This window comes from Flavobacterium pokkalii, from assembly GCF_014596575.1.
GTDB lineage: Bacteria > Bacteroidota > Bacteroidia > Flavobacteriales > Flavobacteriaceae > Flavobacterium > Flavobacterium pokkalii.
In genome coordinates this window covers 210,608-236,788 of record NZ_NASZ01000003.1, presented here as the reverse complement: position 1 = coordinate 236,788, position 26,181 = coordinate 210,608, and the positions used below count along the sequence as shown (strand labels likewise).

Below are 26,181 nucleotides of genomic sequence, written 5' to 3'. Positions count from 1 at the left end.
TTTATACAAAAGGGAACTTAATCAAAGTCACGGTTAGGGTTTTAGTTTTGTGTTTTTTCTTTAAATTTTTTCCACCTGAATATTATCCGGAAGATGACCCAGATGTTGCAGTTTTATGGCTGCTATTTTTTGAGCAATAGTAATGCATTCAAGAGGCGTTTTGCCCTTAAGTTTTCCGTATAAAAATCCGGTCCAAAAAGCATCTCCGGCACCCGTTGTGTCTTTAATGTTTTCTACAAAAGGAGCTTCTTTGTGTAAAACACCTAATTGAGAATCCCAATAGCTCACTCCGTTTTTTCCTTTGGTTAAACAAATTGCTGATGCCCCTAGATTTCGAAAATATTCAATAATTTCTTCGTCACTTTTGGTTTCGTTAAATAATCGGAAACAATCGTCATCGCTTAATTTCACTAAGGGTTTTGTGTCTAAATATGCTGCAATCACCTCTTTGGCTTCTTTTCTGTCAGACCATATTTTTTCGGAATAATTGAGATCAATACTCGTTTGTAAGCCTAATTGAAGGGCTTTTTTAGCTTTTTTCAAAATGGTCTCTCGAGCCGGATTCTTGCTTAAGGCAAAACAGGTAGTATGAAAAATTTGGGCTTCTTCGAGGACAGTGTCCGGAATTTGAGCTTCATTAATGTGGAAATCGGCTTGTCGATAAGCTATGAATTCAGGGGTGGCATTTGATTTTGAAACAAAAATCACCGAAGAGGGGTAATCGTTTGTTTTTTCAATAAGAGTTGTCTTTACCTGATTTTGGTTTAGTTTTTCAACCATAAAATGACCTAAACCATCATTGCCGCAACTTGCAGCCAGAGTAGTTTTCAATCCTAATTTTGCACCATAAATAGCAACATTAGTTGGAGAGCCACCAAGGAAGCGTTCGTAATTTTCTATCTCTGAAATAGGGGTGTTGATTTCATTGCCAATAAAGTCAATGAGCAATTCACCTGCACAGATTATGTCGATTGTCTTTTTCATTTTAAATCAATAATTTAAAATTGGCATTAATCCCCTGATGGAGCATAACGGTTGCCGCAGCACTCCAGGTACAAAAAGGGACTCCGTTTGGTTTTTGGGTCTCGGTATTGAAATTTTCGTAAAAACTAAAATCTTCTTTTGCATTGGCTTCATTTATTGAATTTAGAAGATTCCGTGCAATATTATTTTGCTGTTTTGTAAGGAGGGCAACTCCATAAAAACCATTCACCATTGGCCAGCTCCCTCCATTGTGGAATTCATTAGGATAATTTCTAAATTCATATTTAAAATTGTTCTTCAGTAAATTCCAATCGGCATCTGTTTCTTTTATTGGAGGCCAAAAAGCCGGGAGTATTTTCAGTGCTGTTTGAGTTCTTGTTTTTTCAGTATGTTGAATAATCTTTAGCTGAAATTCCTCTGAACCGATATTTAACAATAATGCTAAGGAATGCGCAAACGAATCAAACGGTGTTTTGTATCCTGCAGGAGAGAAAGAACAAGGCATGAAGTCTTTTATGTTTAATTCGTTGTAAGTTCTTTCGTGGTATTTCTCTCCGGGTGAATCAGGAATGAAATTAGATTCTATTTGTTCGGTTATTTGTTTGATTTTTAAGCTGATTTCATTGTTTTTTGCAAAGTAATTATAACTTTTTAGCGCCCAGATGCGAAGCAATTGGTCGTATAAAACATAGCCATCTGTAATGTACTCATCGGCCCAGTTTCCTGATAATGGAACATACATCAGGTGTTTGTTGTTAAATTCCCAAGCTTCCATTAAGGTTAGACATTTTTGGATATGGGATTGGTGTTTTTCAACAAAGGAAACCTCTTTTTTGTAAAAAGCATATTGACAAACCCCGATTATAAACCAGGTTACCGCATCGACTCTTCCGGCTAATCCACCATAACTTACTTCGACATTATCTCCGTTAGTCATTACATTTGAAGGAATTGTACCTGTTGGATGTTGATTTCTTGCCAGAGTTTCTAATGTTTTTTCGAAGGTATCTATCAAATTTTTATCTCCGGAAGCCAAGGCTGCTAATCCACATATCACACCATCACGTGCCCAAACTCTTTTGTAATTGGAAATGTTTTGTGCACTCGCTAAAAAACCTTCTGAAGAAGATGATTTTTCGAGCAGTTCAATTGCTTTTTTGTAGGTAATATTAGTATTCATGTTGTTAATTTGCTGTTTTGTGTGCTTTAATCAAAAGAGTGCTTAGTGAACCCAAGATTAGGAGTACTCCGGCAAAGCTTATTGCTAGTCGGGGATCATTATTTAAAAAATTCTTTAAAATGTAACCAAATGAGATATTTTGAAAAATCATTGGGATTACAATCATCATGTTGATAATACCCATATATACACCATAACGTTCTTTAGGAATGGTTGCTACAACTATTAAATAAGGTATTCCCATCATACTTGCCCAGGCTATTCCGTAGCCTATGATTACGGCAAAAAATAAATATTGGTTGTGTATCAAAGGGAAAAACAGAAAGGAAATAGCACCAAATAGCAAGCAAACAAAATGTACCATTTTTGAGCTGTGTTTTTTAGCCAATTTTGCCAAATAAAAAGCTACTGAAAAGGTAACGATAAAACCAAAAGCTCCTATTAATCCCATCCATTCTACTGCTTTTTCATAACCTTCTTTGTTTGCCGGAGTAACATCCCAAACCGATAAAGCAATACTTTTGGAGTTATTTTGCCAGAAACACATCAGCGCATACCATTGGAACAAATACACTAAAAAAAGTTGCCACATTACCTTTGGCATTTCTAAAACAGCATGATAAATATCTACAAACGGACTTAAAAGATTTAGAGGTTCTGCTTTGATTTTTTCAATTTCTTCGGCTGTTGGTGGAATTTCGGCTGTTTTTTTCATGCTCCACCAAATGGAAGTTATCGAAAGAATTGCTCCCAAAAAGAAAGAAGCATAAATCCAGTTGGGTAACTCTCCTGTATAACCTGCAAAAATAATTGGAAACAAAAACAGTGAGATATAGGATAAAAATTGTCCGAAACCTGTGAAAAAACTCTGCGCCTGAAAACCGATTGGTTGTTGGTCCTCATTAAGCGTATCTGCAATAAAGGCTCGGTAAGGTTCCATGGCAGTATTATTTCCAACATCTAAAATCCAAAGTAAACCTGCTGCCATCCAAAGTGAACTGCTGAATGGGAATAGGAATAAGGTGATGCTGCAAATGAGTGCACCGATGAAAAAATAAGGTTTTCTTCGTCCCCATTTAAGATGCCAGGTTTTATCACTCATGGCGCCAATAATCGGTTGGATTAATAATCCGGTTAATGGTCCGGCTAAATTTAGAATTGGAATTTGATCCGGACTGGCATGCAAAAAATCATAAATTGGATTTACGGCACTTTGTTGCAAACCAAAACTGTATTGGATGCCAAAAAAGCCAACATTCATATTGATTATTTGCCAAAAACTTAATTTAGGTTTCACGAATGCCATAATTGCGATTTTAAAATTTTTAAATGAATTCCTGTACTTTTTATGTTTTATTATAGTACAGGAATTGCCAACCAACTATTATGAAAAAAATTATTTAGAATTTATAGGCTAAACACATCGATACTGATCTTCCTGTTAAAGATCTTGCTCTTACATAATTCACTGTGTTTTCAGTGATACTCCCTTCTTCAGCTTCAGTTATTGCTAAAGTATTAAATAGGTTGTTTCCTGAAACATTTAAAGATAAACCTTTTGCAATGCCCACTTCTACAAATCCGTTTACAATTACAAATCCGTTCATTATTAATTGATTGGAATCTTGAGCGTATGCTTTTGACTGACCAATGAAACTTAGTCCTAAGGTGTTTTTGTTGTCCATAAATTTGTAAGTAGGGATAAAGCTATACATTAATTTTGGCTGTCTTCTTGGTTGGTTTCCATCGTTAGCTCCAGAAGTAATTTCAGCTTTAGTATACGTTAATGAACCTCTTAAGTTTAAATTGTCAACAACATCGTAAGATGATTCTAATTCTAAACCAAGTGATTTATAGTTGTTTTGGATAATACTGTTTGAAGTTGCTTCAAATCCACCTTGTTCGTCTGTTTTCGAATGGAAAGCAGTAGCGTAAAAATAACCTTTGTTGAATTTTTGTTTGTATCCAATTTCAGCTTGTTGTAAGAAATCCAAAGCGTTCATTTTATCTCCGTTAAGGTAATCTAAATCACCGTTGAATAAAATTCTGTCCGCTTTAGCAGATGCACCACGGCTGTAACGAGCAAAAACCGATTGTTTGTTGTTGATTAAAAAGTTAGCTCCTAAAGTATAAGAGTAATAATCGTAAGCGTAGTTTACAGTTGTAGCATTTGCATTGTCTACTGCATAAACATTTTGTTCAGGAACTGAAATCGTACCATCGTTGTTAATGTCGTAAGTAGTTGATGTTCCGCCTGCAAAAGATCCGGTTACTTTACCTTTGTCATAACGTAATCCACCTTCTAAGGATAATTTGTCGGTTGCATCGATGGAAATGTTTACATAAGGTGCTGAAACATTATATTGTGTATCATAGTTTCTGGCTAAATTACCCCAGGCAGGTGTTCCGTATGCATATAATCCGTTTTCTGATAATAAAGCGCCGCCAGCATTTTTAACGTTAATTAAACGTGGGTTGTTGTCTGATACTTCCTGTAAATAAGAGTTCCATAGCCATGACATGGAAATGTTTTGCATGGATTTAAACAAACCTGCAGTAACACCTACTTTGTTAAATTTTTTGGTTAATCTTAAATCATTCATGAAATTCCCCATATTGTTTAATTGGGTATCAAACATATGGATGCGAGCTACTAATCCATTTGGATTGTTAAATGCGGCGCCGTTATCTGCATAAACTAATGTAGAGCCGGTACCAAATGAATTTGCAATTGTAGCAGCAGTTGCTAACTCGGCAGGGAAAGGAGAAATAAAACCTCCTGAATTTGATGTGAATCGGATGTTATCTGTTATTTTCCAACCTCCGTCTAAGTCAAAATTTGCATTAGCACCGATAGATTTTGAAACAGGATGCATACCATTGGCTACTGCTTCTCTGCGAACATTTCCGTCAGGGCCTAATCCTAGATTATGAGTTAAATAAATAGATTGTAAAGCTCCTGTTGTTGCATCGTATCCGTTAACACTTTTCCAGGTTGGATTGGCATTTGTTCCGGAAACCGCAACAGGCATTGGCATGTAAGCAGCAGCTCGGTCATTTAAGAATTTAGCGTAAACAGTAATCGAACCGTTTTCAAATTCTTTGGTAATGTTGAATTTAAACTGACCACCATTATTGCTGTTGAAACCTGTTTTTCTAACACCTTCACCAGTTCTGTAAAAACCACCAGTGTGGAAATATAAGCCTTCACCAATTTTTCCTCCGTAGTCAATATCAGTTCTGAAATTTCCATAATCCAGACCGAAAGTTGTGCTTATATTTCCGCCTTCTGTTTTTCCTGTTTTACTAATAAAGTTGATAATACCACCAGGAGAATTCGAAGAAAGTGTAGATGCCGAACCTCCACGAATAGCTTCTACTTTGGCAATATTTCCGTCAAATCTTGTAAAAATATCTGCTGTAGCAAAGGCAATATCTCCAAATAATAATACCGGAAGACCATCTTCCTGAAGTTGTAAATACTTAGATCCACCGGATGAAATTGGCACCCCACGAACTGAAATATTTGAATTTCCTTCACCTCCTGATGATTCTGAACGGATACCCGGGATGGTTCTGAAGATTTCCGCTGTTGATCTCGGAGCTGATTGGTTGATTTGTTCTGTTCCTAAAGAGGTGATGGAAACACTGGATTTTATTTTAGCTTTAGGATTTACAACCCCTGTGATTACCACATCTTCCAGAACATTAGCGTCTTCTGTCAGGGTAATATTTTGAACTGTGTTTCCATTAACGTTAACGCTGATTTCTGTTTTTTTGAATCCAATATAAGTAGCAATAAGTCCAATGCTGCCATTTTTTAAATTGTTAAATGAATATTTTCCATTAGCATCAGTGGCTATTGCTTTTGAGCTGTTTTTAATGGCGATATTTACTCCCGGAAGCGGTGCTCCTGAAGCATCGGTAACAGTTCCTGATAAATTTGAATTTTGTGAAAAAGAAGCATTGAATAACAATAGTGCTATGAGCAAACCTATTCTTTTCCATAGTAAATTATCTGTTTTCATGGTTTAAAATTGTTTAGTTAATAAAATGTTTGGTTATTTTTTATCAAATCTATTTTTATTTAAGTTAAAAATAACAATAATTTTCATCGAAAACGTTTTCGAAAACACCGAAAACGTTTTCGATTTTAGAAAATTATTTTGATATTTGTTTGCATGAAAGAAGCCACTTTAAAAGAGATTGCCCATCAATTAGGGATTTCAATAACGACTGTTTCAAAAGCACTTAAGAACTATCCTGATGTTAGTGAAAAAACCAGGAAAGCGGTTATTGCTCTTGCCGAGGAATTGCATTATACTCCTAATAGTTTTGCTGTTAATTTAAGAACCAAAGAATCTAAAACCATTGGTCTTATTATTCCGGAAGTGGTGCATCATTTTTTTTCGGGTGTAGTTAATGGCATAATTGCTGAAGCTGAAAAGAATGGTTATTTAGTAATTATTCTTCAATCAAATGAATCGTTGGAACTGGAAAAGAAGCAGGTGGCTTTGTTGATTAATAAGAGGGTAGATGGTATTATTATGTCGCTTTCAAATGAATCTAACAATGATGCTCATATTAAGGAGATTTTACATAAAGAAATTCCTTTCGTGCAGTTTGATAAAATTTCAAAGTTGATTCCTAGTTCCAAAGTGATTATTGATGATCAAAAAGCAGCTATGGAAGCGGTGCAGCATCTAATTGATATGGGTTGTAAAAAGATTGCTCATATTCGGGGACTGGCTAATCCGCAAAATTCTATTGATCGGTTTTTAGGTTATAAAAAAGCTTTGGAGAAAAACGGAATTCCGTTTGATTCCAGTTTAGTTTATTCCTGTAAGAGTATCACTTTTGAGCAGGGAGTGGATTTTGCTAAACAGATTCTGGAAGAAGATAAAGGGATTGACGGAATTTTTGTAATTACTGATTTAGTAGCAGTTGGGGTTTTGGCACATTTTAATGAAAAAGGAATTCAGGTGCCGGATCAAATTGCAGTAATTGGTTTTAGTAATTGGTTAGTTTCTCAGGTTATTACCCCAAAACTAAGCACCGTAGATCAGCCAAGTTATGAAATGGGAGTTGCGGCTTTTAATTTGTTGTTAGAAGAAATGGTTTGTAGAAAAGAAGGAAAGATTTTTGAACCCAAAACAATTGAGTTGCCTACGTCAATTATTATGCGTGAGTCTACTATGAAAAAAATAGAAGCATAAAAAAAGCAGTTTGTGATCAAACTGCTTTTTTGCATAAAATGGTTTAGGATTATCCTAAAGTTACTCTTTTGAAACCAGTGATTTCAACGTTGAAACCTTTAACATAATCACCTACTTTTTTGCTGTCATCTTTGATGAAGTTTTGATCTAAAAGAGCTTTCTCTTGATCTAAAGTAGTGTTGTCAGAGATAAAACGTTGTACTTTTCCAGGGATAATTTTGTCCCAGATTTGTTCTGGTTTACCTTCAGCTTTTAATTCAGCTTTAGCATCTTCTTCGGCTTGTTTGATAACTTCTTCAGTCAATTGAGCGTAAGAGATGTATTTAGGTACATTTTTCAAAGTTTTTCCTAAACGAGCAGCTTCTTCATTTTCTTTTTCGATTACAGCGATACGAGCTTCAAGTTCAGAAGCGATGAAAGCAGGATCGAAATCTTTGTAAGATAATGTGTCAGCACCCATAGAAGCTACTTGCATAGAGATGTCTTTTGTTAAAGTCTCAGCGTTAGCAATTGGAGCAGAAATAGCTGTTAAAGCAGCAATTTTGTTTACGTGAACATAAGATCCAACGAAAGCACCTTCAATGATTTCAAAACCACCGATTTCGATTTTTTCACCGATAACACCAGTTTGCTCGATTAATTTCTCAGCAACAGTGATTCCGTTGAAGTCAGAAGCTAAAAATTCTTCTTTAGAAGAGAAATTGATTGCTTTTTCAACTAATTGTTTAGCTAAAGTTACGAAAGCTTCATTTTTACCTACGAAGTCAGTTTCGCAGTTCAAAGTGATGATAGCTCCTTTAGTGTTGTCAGCGTTGATAAAAGAAACAGCAGCTCCTTCAGAAGACTCACGGTCAGAACGGTTAGCAGCAACTTTTTGTCCTTTTTTTCTAAGGTTTTCAATAGCTTTATCGAAATCTCCTTCAGCTTCAACTAAAGCTTTTTTACAGTCCATCATTCCGGCACCTGTAGCTTGTCTTAATTTATTTACGTCTGCAGCAGTAATTGTTGCCATAATATATTTTATTATTTTAATGTTAAAAGTAAAAATTCCAATCTTCAAATCCCAAATCCCAACGTTATCAGATGGTTAAAAATCTGATTTTGGAATTTGGAATTTAAAATTTGGAATTTAAATTGATTTATTCTTCAGTAGCCGGAGCTGCCTCAGCAGCTGGAGCTTCTTCTGTAGCTGCTTCTGCAGTTTCTTTTTCAGAACCTCTTTCAGAAAGTCCTTCAACAACAGCAGTAGTTACTATAGATAAAATTTTCTCAATTGATTTAGAAGCATCATCATTGGCTGGGATAACGTAATCTACTTCACGTGGATCAGAGTTAGTATCAACCATTGCGAATACTGGAATGTTTAATTTTTGTGCTTCTTTTATTGCGATGTGCTCAGCTTTGATATCTACTACGAACAATGCAGCTGGAAGTCTAGACATATCAGCGATTGAACCTAAGTTTTTTTCTAATTTAGCACGAAGACGATCGATTTGCAATTTCTCTTTTTTAGAAAGAGTATTGAAAGTTCCGTCTTTCTTCATTTTATCAATAGAAGACATTTTTTTAACTGCTTTACGGATTGTAACAAAATTTGTTAACATTCCACCTGGCCATCTTTCAGTGATGTAAGGCATGTTTGCAGCTTTTGCTTTTTCAGCAACGATGTCTTTTGCTTGTTTTTTGGTAGCTACGAATAAGATTTTTCTACCTGATGCAGCGATTTTTTTCAAAGCTTCATTAGCTTCTTCGATTTTAGCTGCAGTTTTATATAGGTTGATAATGTGAATTCCATTACGCTCCATATAAATGTAAGGAGCCATGTTTGGATCCCATTTTCTAGTCATGTGTCCGAAGTGAACACCTGCTTCTAGTAATTCTTTAACTTCTACTTTGTTTGCCATTTTTTTAACTAGTTTACGTTCTGTTGATTAGCAATGTATAAATGGCGTTAATCGGCTTTATACATTTAGATGCTAAACTAAATCCTACCTCGATAGGAGAGCAACAATAACTGTGTTTTTTAATTTCAATAAATAATTGATAAAGTCTTGCACCATCTGTACAAGACAGGTAGTATTAACGTTTAGAGAATTGGAATCTCTTACGAGCTTTCTTCTGACCGAATTTCTTACGTTCAACCATTCTTGGGTCTCTTGTTAATAAACCTTCTGGTTTCAAGATAGATCTGTTTTCAGCGTTTGCTTCACACATAGCGCGAGCGATTGCCATTCTTACAGCTTCTGCCTGACCAGTAACTCCACCTCCGTAAACATTTACATTTACGTCAAAGTTTTCAGCGTTTTCTGTCATAGACAAAGGTTGCATCACTTTGTATTGTAAAGTAGCTGTTGGGAAATAAGTGGCTAATTCTTTTTTGTTTACAGTGATTTTTCCTGTTCCTTCTGAAACATAAACACGTGCAACAGCGGTTTTTCTTCTACCGATTTTGTGAATAACTCCCATTACTTAAGATCGTTTAGGTTAACAGTTTTTGGTTTTTGGGCCGCTTGTTTGTGCTCAGAACCAACAACAACATTTAAATTTCTGAAAAGTTCAGCTCCTAATTTGTTTTTAGGTAACATTCCTTTTACTGCTTTTTCTACTAAAGCTGCAGGGTTTTTAGCTTGCAATACTTTAGCGGTTAAAGTTCTTTGTCCTCCTGGATAACCTGTGTGACGTAAGTAAATTTTCTCGTCCATTTTGTTACCTGTAAGGTTGATTTTCTCAGCGTTAATAACGATTACGTTATCTCCACAGTCCACGTGTGGGGTATAGCTTGGCTTGTACTTTCCTCTTAAAATCATAGCGACTTTAGAAGCAAGACGTCCTAAGTTATGACCCTCTGCATCTACAACGATCCACTCTTTGTTAGAGTTTGCCTTTGTAGCTGAAATTGTCTTGTAGCTTAATGCGTTCACAATAAAAATTTTTTAATTAAACATTCCGTCCCCAATAAAGGGAGTGCAAAAGTACAATTAATTATTTTAAATACAAATCCTTAAAAGAATAATTTTTTTTGGTTTTGAAGCTGATTATCAATCGGATATTTATTGCGGTGGCAGCATTGTCTTTTTTCTAATTCGAGTTCGTGCTTTGGTTTTAAAATTATCTTACATTTGATATGAAAAATAATTTGATTATCTTGCATTCTTGCGGTGGAAGAAATGAAGCATGAAATCCTGTTTTAAGGTGCCGTTAAGTTGTATTGCGCTTTTGTGTAATACTATTTTGAAAATGACTAAAAAATAAGAACAATATAAACTATTATGAAAGTTAAAGCAACACTGAAGCAAATTGCAAAGGAACTTAATGTTTCTGTTTCTACAGTTTCTAAAGCGCTAAACGATAGTCCGGAAATTAGTAATCAGACTAAAGTTAAAATTAAAGAGTATGCTAAACTTAAAAATTACAAGCCCAATATCATTGGTTTGAATTTAAAAAACCGAAAAACCAGAACGATTGGGGTTATCATCCCGAATATTTTAAATTCTTTTTTTGCCAAAGTATTCAGCGGAATTGAAAAAGTAGCCGATGCGAAAGGTTATAATGTAATCACCTGTATTTCGAATGAATCATTAGTGAAAGAAATTAATACTTTAGAAATGTTGAGTAATGGAACTACTGATGGTTTTATATTATCGGTATCTCAGGAAGCGCAAAAACTTCAGGATTACTCTCATTTTAATGATATTATTAATGAAGGGACTCCAATTGTGATGTTTGACCGTATTGCCGATGAGGTAGAATGTGATAAAGTAGTAGTGGACGATTACGATTCGGCTATAAATGTTACCCAACGTTTGATTGATATCGGGTGTAAAAATATTGCTTTGATTTCCTCAGTTGATGATTTAAGTGTGGGTAAATTAAGAACTGAAGGTTATTTGAAAGCCTTAGCAGATAATGGAATTGCGGTCAATGAGAATATTATTCTTCGTACTAATTCAGAAGATGATATGAAGAAAAAAATTGAAGCTGTTTTTGAAAACAATACGATTGATGCGGTTTTTGCTTTGGACGAACGTGATTCAGTGGCGGCTTTAAAACTGGCGATAAAAAAAGGTTACAAAATTCCGGAAGAATTATCTATTATAGGTTTTGCCGACGGAATTTTAGCTTCCCGACGTTTGACGCCAAGTTTAAGTACGGTAAGTCAGCACGGAGTGGAGATTGGAGAAGTGGCTGCCAAACTCCTTATCGACCGCCTTGAAGCCGAAGAGGAAAACGAAGCGCCTTATCAAACGGTTGTGATTAAAACAAATTTAAAAGAAAGAGAATCTTCCAGAACAAAAAAATCCATTTCTAAAAAGTAGTAGAAATGGATTTTTTATTTAAAGTAGTTTTTTTGAGTTTTACTTTTCTTGTAAAAATATTCTAAGAATGTTTTCGAATTGAATTAAAAAGTTAAATTTGATTTTGAATTTCATTTCTTACATTATGACAAAGCCTAGATTGTTATCCAATTTACCTATTAAAGATTTAACTTCTGAAAATGATTATTTAGGAATAATTGACAAAGGAGATTTAATTAAAGCTTTTTTAATTGGCAATAAAGATCAATTTAACGAGATAAAAATGTTTTCGCTTTACGGTGAATGGGGAAGTGGGAAAAGTAGTTTAATGAAATATCTTGAAAAAGAATTAAAAAGTGAATTCAATACTTTTTTCTTTGAAGCTTGGGAATTTGAAAAAGATGAGAATCTCGCTATGTCTTTGTTGGAATATATAACTTCAAAAAGCATAGATACTACAGAAGAGCTTTGTTCTGATTTTATTAAATATGGAGGAAGGATTCTTAGAGGTTTAGGAAAATCTGTAAAATTAAATATTCCTTTATATCCTAATGGTCCAGGAATTGAATTGGATCCATCAGCATTTGTTGAAGAGCTTTCAAAAAATGAAGAATTGACTTTTTATAAAGCTTTAGAAAGTTTTAAAACTGAATTTATAACATTTGAAGATAGAATTACTGTTGAAGGAAAACCACAATTTAATATTGTTTTTATTGATGATTTAGATCGTTGTGAGCCTGAACAGGTTCTGAACTTACTTTCTGCTATCAAGCTCTTTTTTACTTATGGTAATAAAACTATTTTCTTTTTAGGAATAGATAAAAAAGCGATTGAACAAGCAGTTAAAACGAAATACGGAGAGATTGTAAAATCAAGCGAATATCTGGAAAAAATATTCGATCTATCTTTTTCTATGCCAGAACATGATAATGTTTTAAAATTAGTAAGTGCTTATTTTGATAATAGAGAGTTGAAATATGGAGATTTTGAAGGTAAATTAGATGAGAAAATTGCTGAGTTTTTCTGTGAAATAAATTTCACTAATCCTAGGAGGTTAAAAAAAATATTGAATAAGTATTTGATATTGTCAAATTTCAAAACGATTTTAAAGGATGATCTCAATCATAAGGATAGTGTTCCAAATGTTTTTATTGGTAATGATGGAAACTTTTTTGAAACAGTGCTTACTTTGTATCTCTTGTGTCTGTTTGAATTTGAAAAAGATTCTTTTGAACTATTTAATGATTTGAATTTAAAAAAGCAAGCGGTTAAATTAGCTGCAGAAAGATACCAAAGTTTATCTATTAACAAAGATATTTCAAAATATATTTCAATTACGGTAGGTGAACTAACCAGGAATGATTACAGCTTGTCCTTTGTTTCATGGTATGACAAATGTATAAAAAATGAAAATGGTGTAGTATTAGTAGATAATAGTGAACGCATAAAAAGAGTACAGTCAAGATTTATAATGCATTTTGTAAATGGTAATGATTGTGAGTTTGAAACTGGGTTTCTACATGATTTGCTTAATTTTGAAAAATATTATAGAGTATCTACTAAAAAAATTGATTACTTTTTTAGTAGATACTTAGTGGTTAACTTCAAATCTTTGATACAAGCTGATAATTTGTCAAATTTCTCATTGTCAAGTTTTAAAGGAATGATAGATAGATTTCTTTAAAATTTACTACCAACTGCTATTGAGATCTAAAATCTTAATGCGCTTCCAGCCAGTCTTTTCCTATGCCTAAATCGACTACCAAAGGAACTTCCAGTTTAAAGGCATTTTCCATTTCGGCTTTAATCATCGGTTGGATTTTTTCCAGTTCATCATTATGGACATCAAACACAAGCTCGTCATGTACCTGCAATAACATTTTTGATTTCCAATTTTCGGAAACCAATTTATGATGAATATTAATCATCGCAATTTTGATAATATCGGCAGCAGATCCCTGAATAGGGGCATTTACTGCATTTCGTTCAGCGGCACCTCTGACTACTGCGTTTTGGGAATTAATATCTTTCAAATAACGACGACGTCCTAAAATGGTTTGCACATATCCGTGATCTCGGGCAAAATCAATTTGCTCATTAATAAAGGATTTCAATCTCGGGTAGGTTTTGTAATAGGCATCAATCAATTCAGCACTTTCTGAACGGCTCAGGTTGGTTTGGTTCGAAAGTCCAAATGCCGAAACCCCGTAAATTATTCCGAAGTTCACCGTTTTGGCATGGCTACGTTGTTCACGAGTTACTTCGTCCAAAGGGACATTGAAAACCTTTGAAGCCGTAGATTTATGAATGTCTTCGTTGTTTTGGAAAGCCTTAATCATATTTTCTTCTCCACTTAAAGCGGCAATAATACGTAATTCAATCTGAGAATAATCGGCAGAAACCAGCGTGTAATTTTCGTTACGAGCAATGAAAGCCTTACGAATTTGACGTCCTCTTTCGGTACGAATCGGAATGTTTTGTAAGTTTGGATTATTGGAACTTAAACGACCTGTTGCAGCAACAGTTTGCATATAATCGGTATGGATGCGTCCTGATTTTTCATCCACCTGATTAGGTAAAGCATCAATATAGGTGCTTTGTAATTTCACCATTTGGCGCCATTCCAGAATATCACGTACAATTTCGTGGTCGTTAGCCAGATAACTTAATACTTCCTCTCCGGTAGCGTACTGTCCGGTTTTGGTTTTCTTTTGTTTGGCACCGCCAATTTTTAATTTGTCAAATAAAATGTCGCCGAGTTGTTTTGGAGAAGCCAAATTGAATTTTTCTCCGGCAGTTTCGTATATTTTTTGTTCCAGCGCCTTGCTTTCGGCAGCCATTTCTACCGACATTTTTTTCAAAAATGGCACATCGAGATTAATTCCTTCCGATTCCATGGCTGTCAAAACTGGTATAAGCGGAATTTCGATTTCGTCAAATAATTTTTGAGTTTCAGTTTTTTGCAAATCAAGAGCGAATACTTCTTTTAGTTGCAAAGTGATATCGGCATCTTCAGCTGCGTATTCTTTGATATCTTCCAAATCGACTTCACGCATCGATTTTTGATTTTTCCCTTTTTTACCAATCAAATCTTCAATTGATTTCGGGGAATATTTTAAATAAGTTTCTGCCAGAATATCCATGTTGTGTCGCATATCCGGATTAATCAGATAATGCGCAATCATAGTGTCGAATAATTTTCCGGCTACTTGAATACCATAATTAGCAAGGATTTTTAAATCGTATTTGATGTTTTGACCGATTTTTTCAATGTTCGGATTTTCAAAAAACGGAATGAATTTTTCGGCCAAAGTTTTTGCTTCTTCCTGATTTTCCGGAAACGGAACATAAAAACCTTTGCCTTTTTCGTAAGAGAATGACATTCCAACTAATTCGGCATGCAAAGCATCCAGTCCGGTGGTTTCGGTGTCAAAGCAAACGGAAGTTTGTTTTTGTAAATTTTGCAACAGCAAACGAATTCCTAAATCACCCTGAATGATTTGGTACGAATGCGGCGTGTTTTCTAGTGTGTTGTAAAATTGTGTGTGCGCGATTTCAGCATCCTGACCCGGAGTACTTGCCGAAAACAAGTCAAACTGATCTTCGTTTTTAGGTGATGTTTTTTTGTAAAGTTTAGCTTCGTCAACGGTGTTTTCTACGTTTGCGGAAGCTGGTGATGGATTTTTGAAAATCGCATCAAATTGTTCTGCCATTCTTCTAAACTCTAATTCGTTGAAGATAGCATCTGTTTTTTCAACATCAGGTTTGGATAATTCATAATCTTTCTCGTCAAAAGTCACCGGACAATCCAATAGGATAGTAGCTAGTTTTTTTGATAATAATCCTAATTCGGCATTGGCTTCTATTTTGGTTTTCATAGCCCCTTTTAATTGGTGCGTATTTGCTAAAAGATTTTCCATCGAACCGTATTCGGCCAGGAATTTTTTAGCGGTTTTTTCACCTACACCCGGTAGTCCCGGAATGTTATCGGCGGAGTCGCCCATCATTCCCAAATAATCAATCACCTGATCCGGTCTTTCGATTTCAAATTTTTCTAAAACCTCCGGAATTCCCCAGATTTCGATTCCGTTACCCATTCGGGCAGGCTTGTACATAAAAATATTTTCGCTTACCAGTTGGGCAAAATCCTTATCCGGAGTCACCATATATACCTGGTAATTTTGTTTTTCGGCTTGTTTAGCAATCGTACCTATCAAATCGTCGGCTTCGTAACCCGACACTTCAATAATAGGAATGTGCATGGCGCGCAATAATTCCTGAATATAAGGAACGGCAATTTTGATAGCCTCGGGAGTTGCATCACGGTTAGCCTTGTATTCCGGGAACATTTCGTTGCGTAAATCACTGCCTCCTTTGTCAAAAGCTACCGCCAGATGATCCGGTTTTTCGCGCTTAATCACATCCATTAATGAATTCATAAATCCCATAATGGCCGAAGTGTCCATGCCTTTAGAATTGATTCTTGGATTTTTGATAAAGGCGTAATACCCTCTAAAAATTAAAGCATAGGCATCGAGTAGAAAAAGACGTTTTTGTGACATTGATTTATAAATTGAATTTAAAATGTAAAAATATAGAATTCAATTTACTTTATGATTATTTCTAATTGCTTTGTTGAGATTGGTTTGTTTATGAAAAGTCATTTTATCTTAATCTTGTTAAGTAGCTTTTTCTTTTTTGCTTGATCAAAAAAGAAACAAAAAAATCAAGTCTTACACTTCCTCATCGGTCAAATTGGTTTTCGAATTAGCTTTGCTCTGTTCGCCTTCGGCTCGAGTCTAAAAGAAAAGAACTCGCTTCGCTCAAACAGCTTTTCTTTTTACGTATTCTTCAAACATTTGACACTCGACTGCGGAAGTTAAGGACGGGTGAAAATTTTAAGGTACAATGTTCTGTTTTTTTAGTAGAAACCTCTTTTGGGAGACAATTATTCACAATCTTGTCATCCCGAAGAATGAGGGATCTCATCAAGTAGCTCTGCAAAGATTTAAACATACCACACGAAAGGATTCGTGAGGAAGCGAGGAATTAAAATTTGGTTACTCTCAGAAATTTGACAACTTCCAGAAAGTGGTCAAATTAAAATCAATCAAAAATTTAGAATATACTTTTTGCCAATTTCCATAAAACACTAACAAAGAAAATTACTTGAATAAGAAGCATGCTTAAAAATAGTATGATGCAACTAAAATTCAAATATTCATTGATGCGCATAATTTTAAGTGTTTCTTCAAAATTTTGTTGGGGCGCATTGTTGATTAATTTTGATAATATCCAAATCAAAATTAATCCCCCAACTGATAAAATGGTATGCAAATAAATAATCCAATTGCTTATTTCTATGCCTTTTTTTGATATAAAAAAATGAATAAATCCAAGTAAAAAATAAAAAACACTTAAAATAATTCCTAAGTGAGCATACTTGATGACAAAATAAGTGTCGTGAATATTGATGTTAAATATTCCTTTGGATTTACTAAATCCAAAAGCCAAAATAATAGGGGCTATTAAAAAGAAAAAATGATAGGGTTTATTAAGAGCTATATTCATCTTTGATGTGTTTTTTCTTTCAAATATATTAAAATATTCTTACAAATAATAATTCGTTAAAACCTAGGAGGTTCAATTCAATTCTTAAAAAAATCAAGATTCCGTTAAAGTTTAATTAAGTAGTTCTTAATTAAACGGTAGAAGTTGTTATTTTGTAAAAAAATGTATTGACATGGGTTTTAGGTTGCTATTTTTTATAGTATTTCTTTTTATAATCGAATTGTATGCTTTTCAGGCTTTCAAAACAATTCTGAAAGATAAATGGTTTTTGATTGGATACGCTGTGTTAAGTCTGGCGATTTTAATTTATATTATTTACGGTTTTATGAATTTCGATCGTTCCGTAGGGCAAACCAAGCAAACGATGTTTGTGATGGGATTGATGCTGGTGGTTTATGTACCTAAAATTGTGTTGGCCGTTGTGTTGTTGACCGAAGATATTTTCAGGCTGGTTATGGGGTCGGTGAATTATTTTGTAGAGAACAGCAATGAAGGATTTCTTCCTAGCCGAAGAAAATTTGTGAGTCAGCTGGGATTGGGATTGGCAGCTGTGCCTTTTTTGTCGCTGATTTATGGTGTGACGATAGGGAAATACAATTATAAAGTAATTAAACAACGTATCTTTTTCCCTGATTTGCCGGATGCTTTTGATGGTTTTACGATTACTCAAATTTCGGATGTGCATTCCGGAAGTTTTGATAATGCGGACAAAATTAATTATGCTATTGATTTGGTGAACGAGCAAAATTCGGATATGATTTTGTTTACCGGAGATATTGTAAATACACATGCTACCGAAATGCATCCGTGGGTTGAAACTTTTAATCGTATCAAAACACACGAATATGGTAAATTTTCCGTTCTGGGTAATCATGATTATGGTGAATATGTGACTTGGCCTTCACAGACTGCCAAAGATCAGAATTTTAAAGAAATTAAAGATTTGTACGGGCAAATTGGTTTTCAGTTATTGTTGAACGAGCATACTTTTATCAAAAAAGGAAAGGATAAAATTGCTTTAGTAGGGGTGGAAAACTGGGGAAAAAACTTTAAGCAGGCCGGCGATTTAGAAAAAGCCTCTGAAGGCTTGAGAGGAAATGAGTTTAAAATTCTGATGAGTCACGATCCGAGCCATTGGGAATACGAGGTGAAAAATGATGATATGAATTATCATCTTACACTTTCCGGACATACACACGGCATGCAGTTTGGGATTGAAATTCCCGGCTATTTTAAATGGAGTTTGGCGCAATATGTCTATAAACAATGGGCTGGTTTGTATGAGCATTTGGGGCGTTATGTGTATGTAAATCGAGGCTTTGGTTTTCATGCTTATCCCGGCAGAGTAGGAATTATGCCCGAAATTACGGTTATCGAACTAAAAAAAGGGGAGAAAGTAGCATAATTCGTTAAAAATGCTACATTTGTATGAAAGAAAAATAATTTTTTCTTAGATTTAAAAAAATAATTCGTTGGTTTTATGTCAAAATTTGGAGAACTAATAAGTGCACAAGTACCAGTGTTGATTGATTTCTACACCGATTGGAACGAATCTTCAGTTTCTATGCATGAAGTGATAAGAGATGTTGCGGCAGCTTTAGGCGATAAAGCAAAAGTGATTAAAATTGATGTGGATAAAAATCAGGAACTTGCTGAAGCATTGCGAATTAAAGGATTACCAACCTTAATGGTGTATAAAAACGGTCAGATGGTTTGGAGACAATCCGGAGAATTAGATGCTAATTCGTTAATTACAATTGTTCAGGAGCAGCTTTAAAAGCGAATTGCTTCAAGCTTAAAGTTGTTTTGAGTTAAATGTTTTAACACTCTGGGTAAAACATATTCCAGCTTTTTAAAAGCTTTTACACTGTCGTGAAAAACGACAATACTACCGGATTGAATATGATTAACCGCATTATTCAAACATTCTTCTTTACTGATATTTTGGTCAAAATCGGCGCTTAGAACATCCCACATGATTATTTTGTAGCCTAGTTGTCTTAATTTTTTAGATTGAGCTGGCTTAATTTTGCCGTAAGGCGGACGAAAGATTTTAGATTTTAGATTTAAAATTTTAGATTTATGATTGGAAATGATGTTTTCGCATAATTGAAAGTTTTCAATATAATCATCCGTTTCAGTTTTCCAACCGTTCAAATGATTGTGGGTGTGATTGCCTATACTGTGCCCTTTTTCAATAATTTTAGTGAAGATTTCGGGATGCGCAATAATATTTTTACCAATGCAGAAAAAAGTAGCTTTGGCATTGTGTTTTTCTAATTCTGCTAAAACCCATTCGGTTATTTCAGGAGTGGGACCGTCATCAAAAGTAAGGTAAACTTTGTTTTCGTTATTGGGGATGTCCCAAACAAAATTAGAGAATAGTTTTTTGATGATTTGGTGGGTTTTTATCCAATAGGGTTTCATCTGAAAATCATTTGATATTAAAGATAAAAAAAATGTAGCAATCTTGTTTTGTTGGGATTGCTACATTTTTTTATGATTTTTGAGTTTTACTTATTCTTTGTCTCTGCCAAAACGGTGGAAAACATCAATATAAGTATTGAATACGGCTCGGTGTTTTTGGAAGAAAGCTGTATCGTTGTTTTTCTTCATTACTTCTAATAAGGCTCTGTAGCGCTCAATATCGGTTACAATATCTATGGCTAAATCCGATTGGTCTGAAGCACTCATTTTGCTGTAATAGTTCAGGTTTTCTTTGTATTTGCCTACCAATTTGTTTAGTAAATCATGGGCTTTTGCTTTTTCGCCTACCAGATAATAACCGTTAGTGAAAGGTTCTAGCAAGGAATAGTAACCAAATTTATCTACCGGCATTTTTTGCATGGCTAAGTCGATTACTTTTTTAGCCTTGTCAATTTTACCTTCTTTAATTAATTGATCCATTAATCGGGAAAGATTAGTTCGGTAAGTGATGCTTTCACGACGGGTTTCCGGATCGTGGTAAATGTCGCCATCGCTGTTACCCCAATCCCAACTCATGATAATATTATACATTTTGTCCGAATCAATTTTTCCCATTTCCATAGGATTTCCGTCTTTAGGAATGGTGGTTTTAACAGGGATTAATTTGTAAACCATTCCGTCCAATTGCAGGTAATCTTTCATCCAAAGGTACTCTTCGTCGTCAAAAGCACCTCCACTGAAATAAATAGGTCGTTTCCAGTTGTTATTGGCAACTAAATCCAGCATCATCAATCGATTTTTGTATAAAGCGCCTCCTTTAATGTCGATATCGATATAAGGAACGATGGAATCGTAGTCTTTGGCTGCAACGATTTTGTTTTTGATGATGGTGTTTTTATCAACCGGAATTCGAACCTGATTAGTTGGGTAGAAATGGATGGTTTGTCCGTTTTGCATTTCTACAGTCGATTTAGGATGTTTGATAAAGTCCATCAATCCTTTTACGCTCCAACGGCTTTTTATTTTTGGAATATTTACAACATAATCTAATTTATCCCCTACATATTGATCGTGTGTAAACGAAATAGGTAACGGATCTGATTCGTATGTTTTTCTCTTCATTTGATCAATATACCAATCGGTCATGAAAAGGCTGGTGTTTACGATTTTTATATCGGTACGGTAGCCTTCAATTTCCTGAGCGTACCAAAGCGGGAAAGTGTCATTGTCTCCAATAGTAAATAAAATAGCGTTTGGGTCGCAGGAACTTAAGTAAGCTTTAGCCATTGCTAATGCTGTATATTTGCCTGAACGGTCGTGGTCATCCCAATTTTGGGAAGCCATAATAACAGGAGCACCTAATAATGATGCGGCTACAATTGCCGGGCCTATAAGTTTTGGAGATACGTATTTTTTAGCGCTCTCGTATAAAGAATAAACACCTAATCCAATCCAAATTGCAAAAACATAGAATGAACCTACTAAAGCGTAGTCTCTTTCTCTAGGCTCAAAAGGTCTTTCGTTTAGGTAGATTTTTAATGCAAGTCCTGTGAAAAGAAATAAAACCAATAAAACATAAAAGCTTTTTAGGTCTTTTTGGGCATGAAACATTAAACCTATTAATCCTAAAATAAAAGGAATAAAGTAATATACATTTCGTCCTTTGTTGTTTAAAGCATCTTCAGGCAGGTTGTCCTGAGAACCCAGGTGCAAAGTGTCGATAAAATTAATACCACTTAGCCAGTTACCGTCCTGGTTACCGTATCTTCCCTGATTGTCGCTTTGACGTCCAACGAAGTTCCACATTAAATACCTCCAGTACATGTAGCCAAATTGGTATTCCACCATAAAGCTAAGGTTATCGGCAGTGGTAGGTTTTTCGATAATTAAGTAGTCACTGTAAGTTTTAAGGAATTTTACATAGCCTTCGTTATCAATTTGTTTTTGAGCATAAGCCTGTCTGAATTCTGAAATGGTTTTTTCAACTTCGTTTCTCAATTGTGCAATGGCTCTGTTGTAATCTTCCTCAGATAATTTGCTGGCATCAATTCCGTAACGCGCTAAATCATTTTCATAAGGATAGTTAGGATTGATACTAAATTGCGGCGGATTAGTAAAATTGATGTAATTTTCAATGTGTTCCGTGCTCCACATCCTTGGAAGGATTGCTTTTTGAGCATTGTCGCTATTTTGCTCGGCATTTTTGTAATTGTTTACAATTTCATATTTGCCGGTTTTGTAGTTTCTTTCATAGTTGGGAGCTTTGTCAAGATAAGGTGTGTCTTTGTCTAATCCTGCAAAGGTTTCGGTATATTGAGGACCGTAAAATAATGGGTTTGAACCATATTGTTCCCTGTTGTAATAAGCTAAAACCTCACGCGCATCCGATGGTTTGTTTTCGTTAATATTCACATTGGCATTGGCACGAATAGGGAGCATTAACCAGGTTGAGAATCCGATTAAGATGAATAAAATACAAAGTATAAGGGTGTTGTAAGTAACTAAACCTTTGTCTTTAGTGTATTTTAATCCAAAGTAAAAAGCAGCAACCACTGCTAAAACGGCAATAATAGTACCTGAGTTAAAAGGCATGCCGAGACTGTTAACCGCAAAAACCTCTGCTTTGGCAAAAAAGGCCATCGTAAGCGGAAGTAATAATTTAAAAATGAATAATAATATGGAAACTACAACGATGTTAGCGATAATGAAGTTTTTAATTGTTACTGTTTTGTAGTGCTTGAAATAATATAAAAATCCTATAGCCGGAATGGTAAGCAAGGCCATGAAGTGTACACCAAACGAAAGTCCGACAATTAAGGAAATGATTAAAAGCCATTTGTTTCCTCTGGGTTTGTCCATGTCCTGTTCCCAGCGTAAGCCCAGCCAAAAAAGCAAGGCAATTAATAAGGAGGCCATAGCATATACTTCGGCTTCAACGGCGTTAAACCAAAAACTGTCCGAAAAAGTATAAGCAAGAGCACCAACAAGAGCACTTCCTAAGATTACAATATCGTTGCCTTTATTAGGTCCTTCTGAGTTTGAAATTATTTTTCTCAAAATCATCGTCGAAGACCAAAACATGAAAAGAATAGTAAAAGCACTGGAAAATACTGAAGTCATATTAACCATTAAAGCTACATGTTGGGCATCGGAAGCAAACATGGCAAAGAAAGCACCAATCATTTGGAACAAAGGAGCTCCGGGTGGATGACCTACTTCCAGTTTTGCAGCTGTGGCTATGTATTCTCCACAGTCCCAAAAGCTCATTGTAGGCTCAACGGTAAGAGAATAGGTTATTAAAGCGATTCCAAATGCAATCCATCCGAGAATAGTATTCCACTTTTTGAAATTGAAAGTCTCCTTATTCATGTAGTAAATTTTAGTTAATTTTTTCGAGTTACAAAGAAAATGTTTTTTTATTTAAGGATATAGGCATTAACAAAATTTTCTGCAAAAGCATGGTTCTTTTAAAGTCTTGATTGTGAAATGGTTTTTGGTTTTTGAAAAATTTTTTCAAAAAAAATCAAAAAAAAATTTGCGGGAACTAAAAAATGCTCTAAATTTGCACTCGCTAAACAAAACAATAGTGATGTAAGGCAAACATGGAATGGTCCATGGTGTAATGGTAACACTACGGTTTTTGGTGCCGTCTTTCTAGGTTCGAGTCCTAGTGGACCAACAAAAAAGTCCCGATTTAATCGGGACTTTTTTTATGCGGTAAATTTTGCATTTATATTTTAAAGATGATAAGTGGTTTGTTTACGTGATTAGCTAAATCTTCGCTAATGCTTCCGGTAAAAAAATGAGAAAGTCCGGTGCGTCCGTGAGTACAAAGAGCGATTAAATCGGCTTTGATTTCATTGGAGAAATGAATAATTCCTTTTTCGATGTTGGTGTCGTTGTAAATGTGGGTTTGGTAGTTTTGTATGTCGAATTCTTTAGTGAAATCATTCATTATTTTGTTGGCCAGAGCTGTAGTTTTGAAACTGTTTGGAGTGCAAATCATGGTTAGGTTGAGTTTGGCTTCAAATTTTTTGGTGAAATCCAGTATTTTGTGAAAAGGTTTTTTGATTTCTTCTGAGAAATCGGAAGCAAAAACAATGTTTTTTGGAGAGAAGGAGTCGATTTCTTCTTTAATAACCATGACGGGTGCTGTTGACAGGCGTACTACTTTTTCGGTATTGGAGCCAATAATAATTTCTGTTAGTCCCGAAGCACCGTTAGATCCCATAATGATTAAATCAATTTGATGTTCTTTGCTGTAGGAGAGAATGCCTTGAGTGGCTTTTTCTAATTTGATAGAATCTATAATGGTAATGTTTTTGAGGAAGTCTCTCTCTTTGGTGAGTTGCATGGTTTCTTTTGCTTTTTGGATAAAAAGCATGATTTCGGGTATTGGGGTAGCGCCGGTAATAGCGTCGTTCATTTGGCTGGGAATTTCCAGCATGTGTAAAAGATGAATTTCAAAATCGTTGTTTTGGGCGAGCTGTGCGGCTAATTTCAGCGCGTTATCGGCTCGGCTGGAGAAGTCGGTAGGGACTAGGATTTTTTTCATAACTTCAGGGTTTGGGATGGTGCTTTAGAAAATGAATTTGCTTGTTGAAATAAAGGTAAGGAATAATTTTACAGTAATCAATTATTTTTGGTTTATAAAAATAAACACTATATTTGTGCCGTTATTTATTAAAATCTAGATAATGAGGGGACTAAATGTCCCCTCTTTTTATAAAAAATATGACATTTAAAGAAAAAGTAAATTCATTATTGCAGGAAGTGCTTGAAGAAAGACCTTCAATTTTTTTGATTGACTTGACTATTACGGATGCGTTTAAGGTGATGATTACTTTGGATGATGATAACGGAGTGGTTTTGCAGGATTGTATTGATATTAGTCGTGCAATTGAAAGTAAGTTAGACAGAGAAGAGCAGGATTATTCTTTGGAAGTAGCTTCGGTAGGGATAGGTTCACCATTAAAATTGACACGTCAATATATAAAAAATATTGGCAGAACTTTGATAGTGACTACAAATACTGAAAAAATTGAAGCTGAATTAGTTGATGCTAATGAAGATTTCATAATTTTGTCTTGGAAAGCAAGAGAGCCTAAGAAAGTAGGGAAAGGAAAAGAAACAGTACAGAAAGAACAACAAATACCTTATACAGATATTAAAGAGGCAGTTGTTACAGTAACATTTTAATTAAAGAATTCGCATGGAAAATTTAGCATTAATCGATTCATTTTCAGAGTTTAAAGATGATAAACTTATTGATCGTGTAACGCTTATGGCAATTTTAGAAGATGTATTTAGAAATGCATTGAAGAAAAAATACGGTTCAGATGATAATTTCGATATCATTATCAATCCTGATAAGGGAGATATGGAAATTTGGAGAAGAAGAGTAATTGTTGCTGATGAAGATTTGGATTTCGAAAATGAAGAGATTACTTTAACTGAAGCCAGAAAAATTGAAGCTGATTTTGAAATTGGAGAAGAAGTTTCGGAAGAGGTAAAATTGATTGATTTAGGAAGAAGAGCTATCTTGGCTTTGCGTCAAAACTTGATTTCAAAAATACACGAACATGATAATACCAATCTTTACAAACAATTTAAAGATTTAATTGGGGATATTTATACTGCCGAAGTACATCACGTGCGTCCAAGAGTGGTTATCTTGGTGGATGATGAAGGAAACGAAATTGTTTTGCCAAAAGAAAAACAAATTCCATCTGACTTTTTCCGTAAAGGAGATAACGTTCGTGGGATTATTGAAAGCGTTGAATTAAAAGGAAATAAACCTCAGATTATTATGTCCAGAACTTCCGAGAAGTTTTTGGAAAAATTATTTGAACAGGAAATTCCTGAGGTATTCGATGGTTTGATTACGATTAAAAAAGTAGTGAGAATTCCAGGTGAAAAAGCTAAAGTAGCGGTGGATTCTTATGATGACCGAATTGACCCGGTAGGAGCTTGTGTGGGAATGAAAGGTTCTCGTATCCACGGTATTGTTCGTGAATTAGGAAATGAAAATATTGATGTTATTAATTATACGAATAATATTCAATTGTTTATAACAAGAGCGTTAAGTCCTGCAAAAGTATCTTCAATCAAGATTGATGAAGAAACAAAAAGAGCAGATGTGTTCTTGAAATTAGAAGAAGTATCAAAAGCTATCGGTAGAGGAGGGCACAATATTAAATTAGCTGGTTTATTAACAGGTTATGAGTTAGATGTTATCAGAGAAGGTGATGTTGAAGGTACTACTGCTGATGAAGACGATGTAGAATTAACAGAGTTCTCGGATGAAATCGATGAGTGGATTATTGAAGAATTTGCGAAAATTGGATTGGATACTGCAAAAAGTATTTTGAAACATGACGTAGAAGATTTAGTAAGAAGAACAGATTTAGAAGAAGAAACAATTCTAGATGTAATGAAAATATTGAAAGAAGAGTTTGATAGTTAGGTCTATGCTTCTAACAACACAACGGAATAGGTAATATTAAAA

20 protein-coding genes and 1 tRNA gene are annotated in these 26,181 nt (G+C 34.8%); 8 read left to right on the top strand and 13 right to left on the bottom strand.

All coding sequences use genetic code 11. The features are described 5' to 3' along the window. Positions 1–60 precede the first annotated feature (60 nt). The 4 genes from B6A10_RS04005 to B6A10_RS03990 all read right to left on the bottom strand — a co-directional run bounded on the left by B6A10_RS04005 (position 61) and on the right by B6A10_RS03990 (position 6,192). Positions 61–984 (bottom strand): carbohydrate kinase family protein, encoded by a 924-nt coding sequence (locus tag B6A10_RS04005; RefSeq protein WP_188219798.1) that lies wholly within the window; start codon positions 982–984, stop codon positions 61–63. A gap of 1 nt (position 985) precedes the next feature. Further along, the gene (locus B6A10_RS04000; protein ID WP_188219797.1) at positions 986–2,164 is read right to left on the bottom strand and encodes a glycoside hydrolase 100 family protein; all 1,179 of its coding nucleotides are present in this window, start codon (positions 2,162–2,164) and stop codon (positions 986–988) included. Between the two features lie 4 nt (positions 2,165–2,168). Beyond that, positions 2,169–3,470: an MFS transporter gene (locus B6A10_RS03995; RefSeq protein WP_188219796.1), complete on the bottom strand. Its 1,302-nt coding sequence runs from the start codon at positions 3,468–3,470 to the stop codon at positions 2,169–2,171. Between the two features lie 94 nt (positions 3,471–3,564). After that, on the bottom strand, positions 3,565–6,192 hold the full coding sequence (locus tag B6A10_RS03990; protein ID WP_188219795.1) for a TonB-dependent receptor: 2,628 nt from the start codon (positions 6,190–6,192) through the stop codon (positions 3,565–3,567). 153 nt (positions 6,193–6,345) lie between these two features. Here B6A10_RS03990 and B6A10_RS03985 point away from each other — a divergent pair, with 153 nt between their 5' ends. Beyond that, positions 6,346–7,380 carry a LacI family DNA-binding transcriptional regulator gene (locus tag B6A10_RS03985; RefSeq protein WP_188219794.1) on the top strand — a complete coding sequence of 345 codons (1,035 nt, stop codon included), beginning with the start codon at positions 6,346–6,348 and terminating at the stop codon, positions 7,378–7,380. A 49-nt stretch (positions 7,381–7,429) separates the two neighbouring features. Here B6A10_RS03985 and tsf read toward each other — a convergent pair whose 3' ends face one another. From tsf to rplM, 4 genes are all read right to left on the bottom strand, one after another. After that, a complete protein-coding gene (gene tsf / locus B6A10_RS03980) occupies positions 7,430–8,392 on the bottom strand; it encodes a translation elongation factor Ts (RefSeq protein ID WP_026712609.1) in 963 nt (320 codons plus the stop codon). Between the two features lie 127 nt (positions 8,393–8,519). After that, positions 8,520–9,284, bottom strand: a complete 765-nt coding sequence (rpsB, locus tag B6A10_RS03975) for a 30S ribosomal protein S2 (RefSeq protein WP_055094287.1) — start codon at positions 9,282–9,284, stop codon at positions 8,520–8,522. Between the two features lie 175 nt (positions 9,285–9,459). Next, positions 9,460–9,846 carry a 30S ribosomal protein S9 gene (gene rpsI / locus B6A10_RS03970; RefSeq protein ID WP_026712611.1) on the bottom strand — a complete coding sequence of 129 codons (387 nt, stop codon included), beginning with the start codon at positions 9,844–9,846 and terminating at the stop codon, positions 9,460–9,462. Next, positions 9,846–10,301 carry a 50S ribosomal protein L13 gene (gene rplM / locus B6A10_RS03965; RefSeq protein WP_055094290.1) on the bottom strand — a complete coding sequence of 152 codons (456 nt, stop codon included), beginning with the start codon at positions 10,299–10,301 and terminating at the stop codon, positions 9,846–9,848. Before rplM ends, rpsI begins: the two co-directional genes overlap by 1 nt. 348 nt (positions 10,302–10,649) lie before the next feature. Between rplM and B6A10_RS03960 the strand changes: the two genes are divergently transcribed. Continuing rightward, positions 10,650–11,696: a LacI family DNA-binding transcriptional regulator gene (locus B6A10_RS03960; protein ID WP_188219793.1), complete on the top strand. Its 1,047-nt coding sequence runs from the start codon at positions 10,650–10,652 to the stop codon at positions 11,694–11,696. A 124-nt stretch (positions 11,697–11,820) separates the two neighbouring features. Continuing rightward, on the top strand, positions 11,821–13,359 hold the full coding sequence (locus B6A10_RS03955) for a KAP family P-loop NTPase fold protein (RefSeq protein WP_188219792.1): 1,539 nt from the start codon (positions 11,821–11,823) through the stop codon (positions 13,357–13,359). 34 nt (positions 13,360–13,393) lie between these two features. Here the strand turns inward: B6A10_RS03955 and polA are convergent, their stop codons facing one another. Together polA and B6A10_RS03945 are read right to left on the bottom strand one after the other, a co-directional pair. Continuing rightward, positions 13,394–16,237, bottom strand: a complete 2,844-nt coding sequence (gene polA / locus B6A10_RS03950; RefSeq protein WP_188219791.1) for a DNA polymerase I — start codon at positions 16,235–16,237, stop codon at positions 13,394–13,396. A gap of 556 nt (positions 16,238–16,793) precedes the next feature. Continuing rightward, positions 16,794–17,246: a hypothetical protein gene (locus tag B6A10_RS03945; RefSeq protein ID WP_188219790.1), complete on the bottom strand. Its 453-nt coding sequence runs from the start codon at positions 17,244–17,246 to the stop codon at positions 16,794–16,796. Between the two features lie 172 nt (positions 17,247–17,418). Here B6A10_RS03945 and B6A10_RS03940 point away from each other — a divergent pair, with 172 nt between their 5' ends. Both B6A10_RS03940 and B6A10_RS03935 read left to right on the top strand, forming a co-directional pair. Then, on the top strand, positions 17,419–18,651 hold the full coding sequence (locus tag B6A10_RS03940; protein WP_188219789.1) for a metallophosphoesterase: 1,233 nt from the start codon (positions 17,419–17,421) through the stop codon (positions 18,649–18,651). Between the two features lie 75 nt (positions 18,652–18,726). Next, a complete protein-coding gene (locus B6A10_RS03935; protein ID WP_026712617.1) occupies positions 18,727–19,023 on the top strand; it encodes a thioredoxin family protein in 297 nt (98 codons plus the stop codon). Here B6A10_RS03935 and B6A10_RS03930 read toward each other — a convergent pair. Then, the gene (locus tag B6A10_RS03930) at positions 19,020–19,673 is read right to left on the bottom strand and encodes a polysaccharide deacetylase family protein (RefSeq protein WP_188219788.1); all 654 of its coding nucleotides are present in this window, start codon (positions 19,671–19,673) and stop codon (positions 19,020–19,022) included. The two genes, B6A10_RS03935 and B6A10_RS03930, sit on opposite strands and share 4 nt — an antisense overlap. Before the next feature lie 90 nt (positions 19,674–19,763). Beyond that, complete coding sequence (locus tag B6A10_RS03925; protein ID WP_188219787.1) at positions 19,764–23,042, bottom strand: glycosyltransferase family 117 protein; 3,279 nt, start codon at positions 23,040–23,042, stop codon at positions 19,764–19,766. 239 nt (positions 23,043–23,281) lie between these two features. On the opposite strand from B6A10_RS03925, the gene B6A10_RS03920 reads away from it, so the two are divergent. Next, a tRNA-Gln gene (locus tag B6A10_RS03920) sits at positions 23,282–23,352 on the top strand. A 51-nt stretch (positions 23,353–23,403) separates the two neighbouring features. Here B6A10_RS03920 and B6A10_RS03915 read toward each other — a convergent pair. Next, positions 23,404–24,228: a universal stress protein gene (locus tag B6A10_RS03915; protein WP_188219786.1), complete on the bottom strand. Its 825-nt coding sequence runs from the start codon at positions 24,226–24,228 to the stop codon at positions 23,404–23,406. A gap of 179 nt (positions 24,229–24,407) precedes the next feature. Here B6A10_RS03915 and rimP point away from each other — a divergent pair, with 179 nt between their 5' ends. Continuing rightward, positions 24,408–24,872, top strand: coding sequence for a ribosome assembly cofactor RimP (rimP, locus tag B6A10_RS03910; protein WP_188219785.1), 465 nt, complete (start codon positions 24,408–24,410; stop codon positions 24,870–24,872). Between the two features lie 13 nt (positions 24,873–24,885). Next, entirely contained in the window at positions 24,886–26,139 is a 1,254-nt protein-coding gene (nusA, locus tag B6A10_RS03905; RefSeq protein WP_026712642.1) for a transcription termination factor NusA, read from the top strand. Positions 26,140–26,181 lie beyond the last annotated feature (42 nt).